Source organism: Methyloparacoccus murrellii, assembly GCF_054657115.1.
On the sequence record NZ_BAAHXD010000024.1, the window covers coordinates 42,911 to 48,910 of the forward strand.

The 6,000-nt window shown below is 63.7% G+C and carries 6 protein-coding genes and 4 tRNA genes; all 10 read left to right on the forward strand.

Annotation, left to right across the window (positions count from 1 at the left end):
• Positions 1–121: 121 nt before the first annotated feature.
• The 10 genes from ACYQ1H_RS08665 to ACYQ1H_RS08710 all read left to right on the forward strand — a co-directional run bounded on the left by ACYQ1H_RS08665 (position 122) and on the right by ACYQ1H_RS08710 (position 5,960).
• Entirely contained in the window at positions 122–1,858 is a 1,737-nt protein-coding gene (locus tag ACYQ1H_RS08665; protein ID WP_460027646.1) for a tetratricopeptide repeat protein, read from the forward strand.
• A complete protein-coding gene (gene lolB, locus ACYQ1H_RS08670) occupies positions 1,855–2,427 on the forward strand; it encodes a lipoprotein insertase outer membrane protein LolB (protein WP_460027647.1) in 573 nt (190 codons plus the stop codon). Before ACYQ1H_RS08665 ends, lolB begins: the two co-directional genes overlap by 4 nt.
• Before the next feature lie 9 nt (positions 2,428–2,436).
• Complete coding sequence (ispE, locus tag ACYQ1H_RS08675) at positions 2,437–3,288, forward strand: 4-(cytidine 5'-diphospho)-2-C-methyl-D-erythritol kinase (protein ID WP_460027650.1); 852 nt, start codon at positions 2,437–2,439, stop codon at positions 3,286–3,288.
• A 5-nt stretch (positions 3,289–3,293) separates the two neighbouring features.
• A tRNA-Gln gene (locus ACYQ1H_RS08680) sits at positions 3,294–3,368 on the forward strand.
• Between the two features lie 35 nt (positions 3,369–3,403).
• A complete protein-coding gene (locus tag ACYQ1H_RS08685; RefSeq protein WP_460027648.1) occupies positions 3,404–4,357 on the forward strand; it encodes a ribose-phosphate diphosphokinase in 954 nt (317 codons plus the stop codon).
• Positions 4,358–4,403: 46 nt separating this feature from the next.
• Positions 4,404–5,012 (forward strand): 50S ribosomal protein L25/general stress protein Ctc, encoded by a 609-nt coding sequence (locus tag ACYQ1H_RS08690; protein WP_460027649.1) that lies wholly within the window; start codon positions 4,404–4,406, stop codon positions 5,010–5,012.
• 49 nt (positions 5,013–5,061) lie between these two features.
• Complete coding sequence (pth, locus tag ACYQ1H_RS08695) at positions 5,062–5,655, forward strand: aminoacyl-tRNA hydrolase (RefSeq protein WP_460027651.1); 594 nt, start codon at positions 5,062–5,064, stop codon at positions 5,653–5,655.
• 42 nt (positions 5,656–5,697) lie between these two features.
• Positions 5,698–5,782 (forward strand) — tRNA-Tyr (locus tag ACYQ1H_RS08700).
• Between the two features lie 17 nt (positions 5,783–5,799).
• A tRNA-Gly gene (locus ACYQ1H_RS08705) sits at positions 5,800–5,873 on the forward strand.
• 11 nt (positions 5,874–5,884) lie between these two features.
• A tRNA-Thr gene (locus ACYQ1H_RS08710) sits at positions 5,885–5,960 on the forward strand.
• Positions 5,961–6,000 lie beyond the last annotated feature (40 nt).

Genomic DNA, 6,000 nt, shown 5'->3' on the forward strand with positions numbered 1-6,000 from the left:
GCCGGTTGGGTCCGGTCGGAGCGCCGCCCAATCTTGCCTCATCTGCCAACCTTTTCCCCGATGGCCTGTCATTTGGGGCATCTTTCCCGGAATACCAGTTCTCAACGAGGCGATGCCGAGCGTGGTCAAGCAAATTCTCTACTGGATGGTCACCGGTGTCCTGTGGGCATCCGGGTGTGCGGGGGTGCACTCCTCGCCGGAGTCGGCAACGCAGCAGGGTGCGGCGGGCGGTGCCGACCCGGCGCCACCGGAGGGGGCCGGTGCGCCCATCTACCTGATGCTGGTCGGCGAGGTTGCGGGGCAGCGCGGGCAGTTCGATGTGGCGCTGAACCATTATCTCGAACTGGCGCGGTTGGTTCCCGACGGCCGCGTCGCCGAGCGCGCCACCCAGATCGCGCTGTACGTGAAGAATGCCGACAAGGCGCTGGAGGCGGCGTCGATGTGGGCCGAGCGCGAGCCCAGGAGCCTGCCGGCCCACCGTATCCGGGCCATGCTGCAAATCAAGGCCGGGGATACCGGTGCCGCCGCGCAGGCGTTCGGCCGGCTTCTCGAGCTCAAGGATCCGGAGCTGGAGAATACCCTGGTCGAACTGGTCCGCTGGATGGATTCGGAGCTGCCGAAGGAGCAGGGCTTGCAGGTGATGCAGACGCTGGCCGAGAAATACCCCCGGGTCGCCGAGATTCATTTCGCCTACGCGCTCCTGGCCAGCAACAAGGATGCCGCGATGACCGCGCGGGTCGAGACCGATCGGGCGCTGGCCATGCGGCCCGGCTGGAGTCGCGCGCTGATGCTGCGGGCACAGCTGATGATGCAGGCGGGCGATAACCGGGCCGCACGGATCGCCCTGGAAAAGGCATTGAAGGGTGATCCCGAGAATCCGCGGGTTGCCCTGCTGTATGCGCAGTTTCTGGCCAAGACGGGCGACCTGAAAGCTGCCGAGCGCGAACTGAAGCGGATCGTCGGGCGCGATCCGGGCAATCATGATGCCCGTTTCGCCCTGGCTTCCGTCTGGTTCGAGCTGGGTCAGCTGGACAGGGCGCGAACCGAGTTTCAGGCATTGTCAGGCGATCAGCGCTGGCAGGCGCAGGCCGATTTTTCCCTGGGCCTGATCGACGCCCGCCAGGGGCATGCCGAGCGCGCGCTGCGGCAGTTCGACCGGGTGGGGGCGGGGCCTTTGGAGTTCGACGCGCGCTTCAACGGCATTTCCGCGCTGATCAGTCTTGGTCGTCACGACGAGGCACGCCAGCGTCTGGCCGCGGCACGTCAGAGCTATCCGCATGAGAAGACCCGTCTCTACTTGATCGAGGCGGAGATGCTGGCCAAGGACAAGCATTTTTCCACCGCCACGAGCCTGCTTGGCGAGGCGCTGCGGGAACAGCCGGGTCAGCCGGAGCTGCTGTATGCGCGGGCCTTGCTGGCCGAACAGGCCGGACAGCTCGACGTGATGGAGGCGGACCTGCGGGCCGTGTTGCAGCAGAAGCCGGACGATGCCGCGGCGCTCAATGCCCTGGGTTTCTCGCTGGCCGAGCATCGGCTGGACCGTCTCGACGAGGCGGAGGGCTATATCAGGCAGGCGCTGGAGAAGCGGCCCGGGGATCCCGCCGTTCTCGACAGTTATGGCTGGGTGCTGTATCGCAAGGGCAAGCCCAGGGAGGCGCTGGCCTATCTGCGCAAGGCCTATGGCCTGTTTGCCGATCCGGAAATTGCCGCTCATCTGGGGGAGGTGCTCTGGACGCTGGGGCGGCGCGAGGAGGCACGCCGGATATGGTCCGAGGGTTACGCGAAGAATCCGGAGCAGGACGATATCCGGCGTGTCCGGGAGAAATTCCCCGACGGGTTTCGCGGAGCGGCGAAATGAGGCGGCTCGCCTGGGCTGGCTGGCTGGCCCTGGGGTTGGGGGGCTGCACCACGGTCAGCACGGTTTCCGAGCCGGTCGTGCTACCGGATACGCCGGTCGCGATCCGGGCCTGGTCCATGGACGGGCGGATCGGTGTCCAGTCCGCCGGGAAAGCCTGGCAGGCCAACCTGTACTGGGAGCATGATCCCGCGCAGGACCGTCTGCGGCTGTCCGGTCCCTTCAGTCAGGGGCTGGTATCCATCGTCGTGCAGAAGGATCTGATCTACATCAACGAGGGTGGCGGCGTGACGGCGCTGTCGCGCGATCCCGACGCCATGCTGCGCCAGCGGCTGGGGTTCGCCGTCCCGCTGAGCAGTCTACGTTACTGGATGCTCGGCGTACCGGACCCCGGAGCATCCGCGCAGCGATCGGCCGACGCCGGGGCGGGCAGCTTCCGGCAGGCCGGCTGGCATATCGTGCCGGATCAGCTGGCCAGCATCGATGGCTGGATGCTGCCACAGAAGCTGACCGTGCAGGGTGCGGGCGTCAAGTTGAAGATTCTGGCCGATACCTGGACACTGAGGAACTGACCTGTGGCGATGCCTTCATCCCTGCGCCTGCCGGCGCCGGCCAAGCTCAATCTGATGCTCCGTATCGTCGGTCGGCGGCCGGATGGTTACCATCTCCTGCAGACGGTGTTTCAGTTTCTCGATTGCTGCGACTGGATCACGCTGGCCGCCCGCCCGGATGGCGAGATCCGGCTGGCGTCGCCACTGCCGGGTGTGCCCGAGGCGATGGACCTGACGGTGCGCGCGGCAAGGGCTTTGCAGGCTGCGGCCGGTGTGCGGCAGGGCGTGACGATCACCATCGAGAAGCGGTTGCCGATGGGGGGCGGCCTTGGTGGTGGCAGTTCCGATGCGGCGACCACGCTACTGGGCTTGAATCGGCTCTGGGGCGCCGATCTGGCGATCGCGGAGCTGAAAGCCCTGGGGTTGGCGCTGGGTGCCGATGTGCCCGTCTTCATCGAGGGCGCCGCCGCCTGGGCGGAGGGTGTCGGTGAGCGGCTGACGCCCATCGAACTTCCCGAGCCCTGGTATGTCGTCATCGCGCCCCCCTGTCACGTCAATACAGGGGTGGTGTTCAACGCGCCCGATTTGACAAGGGATAATCCGTCCATAACAATAGCCGACTTTTTTGCGGGGCAGCAGGAAAATCATTGCCTGTCCGTGGTTCTGGCGAACTATCCTGTCGTGGCGCAGGCCATGGACGCGCTTTCCCGATACGGTCGGGCGCGATTAACGGGCACGGGCGCCTGTGTATTTGCCGATTTTCCCGGCGAGGCCGAGGCGCAAGCCTGTCTGCGGGGGGTGTCTCCGGAGTGGAGCGCCTTGCTTGCGCGAGGTCTGAACAGGTCACCGTTGCAGCTTGCGCTGGAGCGGCTGACAACTTGATTTCTTGGGGCGTAGCCAAGCGGTAAGGCACCGGGTTTTGATCCCGGCATGCCCAGGTTCGAATCCTGGCGCCCCAGCCATATTGCGGCGATTCTTTCTCTTGGAGCTTCAGTGAGTGTCTGACGCCAGCTTCATGGTGTTCGCGGGAAATGCCAACATGCCCTTGGCCAAGGGCATCGCGCGGGCACTGAACATGCGGCTGGGGCAGGCGACGCTCGGCCGTTTTTCCGATGGCGAGATATCCTTTGAGATCGAGGAAAACGTTCGTGGTCGGGATGTGTTCATCGTGCAGCCGACCTGTTCGCCGGCGAACGAGAACCTGATGGAGCTGCTGGTGATGATCGACGCCTTCAGGCGTTCGTCGGCTTCCGTCGTCACTGCGGTCATTCCCTATTATGGCTATTCGCGGCAGGACCGCCGCATTCGTTCGGCGCGGGTGCCGATCGCCGCCAAGCTGGCGGCCAAGATGATCTGCGCGGCGGGCGCCGACCGGGTGTTGACCGTGGATCTGCATGCGGACCAGATACAGGGCTTCTTCGACGTTCCGGTCGATAATGTCTACGCCTCGCCGATCCTGCTAGGCGATGTGTGGCGTCAGCAGTATCCGGACCTGATGGTGGTGTCCCCGGATGTCGGCGGCGTGGTGCGCGCCCGTGCCCTGGCCAAGCGTCTAGACGAGGCCGATCTTGCCATCATCGACAAGCGCCGGCCCCGGGCCAATGAGGCCAAGGTGATGAACATCATCGGCGATGTGGCGGGCCGTACCTGCATCATGGTCGACGATCTGGTCGATACGGCCGGTACCCTGTGCAAGGCCGCGGAGGCGCTGAAGGAAAGCGGTGCGGTCCGCGTGGTGGCCTATTGCACGCATCCGGTGCTGTCCGGCAGGGCGCTGGAAAACCTGAATCAGTCGGTGCTGGATGAGTTGGTTGTCACCGACACCATTCCCCTGGGGGCCGAGGCGCGGCGTTGCCGCAAGATTCGTCAGCTCAGCGTTGCGGAAATGCTGGCCGAGACCATACGCCGGATCGCCGTGGGCGAATCCGTCAGTTCCATGTATGTCGACTGAGTCGGCATCGTTTTTATCAACTGCTCAGAGTATTTGGAGAATGAAGATGGCAGGCAGTTTTGTGTTTGATGCGGAGGTTCGGGCCGAGTTGGGGCGTGGACATTCCCGGCGCTTGCGCCAGGCTGGCAAGGTGCCAGCGGTACTTTACGGCGGCGGTGCGGACCCGGTGGGTCTGGTGCTGGATCACAACAAGGTTCTCAAGGCGCTGGAGCACGAGGCGGCGTATTCGCACATCCTGACCCTTCGGTTTGGCGACAAGGAGGAAACGGCCATCCTCAAGGATTTGCAGCGCCATCCCAGCCGTCCCGTGATCCTGCACATGGACTTCCTGCGTGTCAGCGAGTCGCAGAAGATTCGCGTGCACGTGCCGCTTCATTTCCTGAATCAGGACAGCTCGGTCGGTGCCAAGAAGGGCGGTGTGGTGACACACAATCTGGTCGATATCGAGGTGGTCTGTCTGCCGGCCCATCTGCCGGAATTCATCGAGGTTGATCTTGCCAAGGTCGATGTCGGCCAGTCCGTGCATCTGTCCGAGCTCAAGTTGCCGCCGGGTGTGCAGATTGTCGAGCTGATGCACGGTGCGGATCATGACCAGGTGGTTGCTGCCATCCAGGCCGGGCGTATCGCCGGCGAGTCCGCCGAGAGCGAGGGCTAAGGCCCCGTTTTCTGGGTTCGGTGGCGGGTCGAATGGTGTCGTGTCTTCGGTGATCCGCCTGATCGTCGGGCTGGGCAATCCGACCACCCGCTATGAGGGAACCCGGCATAATGCCGGGTTCTGGTTCGTGGACGCCGCCGCGCGGTCGCTGGGTGTCGTTCTGCGGCCCGAATCGCGCTTCATGGGCGTCTTGGGGCGCCGGGATGAAGGTGGTTCCGCGCTGTGGTTGCTGAAGCCGACGACCTACATGAATCGCAGCGGGCATTCGGTGCTCGCGGTGGCCGCCTATTTCAAGATCGCGCCGTCCGAGATTCTTGTGGCACACGATGAGCTCGACCTTGATGCGGGCGCGATCCGCCTGAAAAAAGGCGGCGGCCATGGCGGGCACAACGGGCTGCGCGACATTGTCGCTCAGCTCGGATCGTCGGACTTTTACCGCCTGCGCTTTGGTATTGGCCACCCGGGCGACCGCTCCCGGGTTGTCGGCTATGTGCTGGACAATCCGGGGCGGGCTGACCGTACCTTGATCGATGGGTGCGTCGAGCGGTCGGTGCAGGAATTGCGGGCGCTGCGATCCGGTGAATTCGCTGCGGTGATGAACCGTCTGCACGCCGATCCAGCAAGGATCGAAAAAAAAGGTTGACGCATACGGATTATATATTGATAATCGTCTGCTAACCCTGATGGAGGGGTTCCCGAGCGGTCAAAGGGATCAGACTGTAAATCTGACGGCTCAGCCTTCGAAGGTTCGAATCCTTCCCCCTCCACCACTTTTTGGGTTTGATTGGCGGGTGTAGTTCAATGGTAGAACCTCAGCCTTCCAAGCTGATGGCGTGGGTTCGATTCCCATCACCCGCTCCATAAGATTTTGCGCCCATATAGCTCAGTCGGTAGAGCACTTCCTTGGTAAGGAAGAGGTCACCGGTTCAAGTCCGGTTATGGGCTCCAGTGTTTTTGTTTGCAAACCATCATTAAGGGTGTTGGCGGA

Excerpts from the sequence above, each read along its gene's own strand:
- ACYQ1H_RS08690 (WP_460027649.1), top strand. The coding sequence starts at position 4,404 with ATGGCAGGCAGTTTTGTGTTTGATGCGGAGGTTCGGGCCGAGTTGGGG.
- lolB (WP_460027647.1), top strand. The coding sequence starts at position 1,855 with ATGAGGCGGCTCGCCTGGGCTGGCTGGCTGGCCCTGGGGTTGGGGGGC.
- ispE (WP_460027650.1), top strand. The coding sequence starts at position 2,437 with ATGCCTTCATCCCTGCGCCTGCCGGCGCCGGCCAAGCTCAATCTGATG.